The sequence below is a fragment of the Rhizobium sullae genome (assembly GCF_900169785.1).
GTDB lineage: Bacteria > Pseudomonadota > Alphaproteobacteria > Rhizobiales > Rhizobiaceae > Rhizobium > Rhizobium sullae.
This window is the reverse complement of record NZ_FWER01000182.1, coordinates 1-585: the sequence shown is the minus strand read 5'-3', so window position 1 is coordinate 585 and position 585 is coordinate 1. Positions and strand designations below refer to the sequence as shown.

Annotated in this window: 1 protein-coding gene; it reads left to right on the top strand. The window is 60.0% G+C overall.

The features are described from left to right. Positions 1-585 (top strand): TCP-1/cpn60 chaperonin family protein (locus BN1800_RS39665; protein ID WP_280174002.1); only part of this gene is annotated, 585 nt, incomplete at both ends.

Genomic DNA, 585 nt, shown 5'->3' with positions numbered 1-585 from the left:
ACCGCGACCGTTCTGGCTGCGTCGATCATCCGCGAAGGCAACAAGGCGGTTGCCGCCGGCATGAACCCGATGGACCTCAAGCGCGGCATCGATCTTGCCGTTGCTGAAGTCGTCAAGGATCTCCAGGCCAAGGCCAAGAAGATCTCGACTTCGGAAGAAGTTGCGCAGGTCGGCACGATCTCTGCGAACGGCGATAGGCAGGTCGGTCTCGACATTGCCGAAGCGATGCAGAAGGTTGGCAATGAAGGCGTCATCACGGTCGAAGAAGCCAAGACTGCCGAAACCGAACTCGAAGTCGTCGAAGGCATGCAGTTCGACCGTGGCTACCTCAGCCCGTACTTCGTGACTAACCCGGAAAAGATGGTTGCTGACCTCGACGACGCCTACATCCTTCTGCACGAGAAGAAGCTCTCGAACCTGCAGTCTATGCTCCCGGTTCTCGAAGCCGTCGTCCAGACCGGCAAGCCGCTGCTCATCATCGCTGAAGACGTCGAAGGCGAAGCGCTTGCAACACTCGTCGTCAACAAGCTGCGCGGCGGCCTGAAGATCGCTGCCGTCAAGGCTCCGGGCTTCGGCGACCGCCGC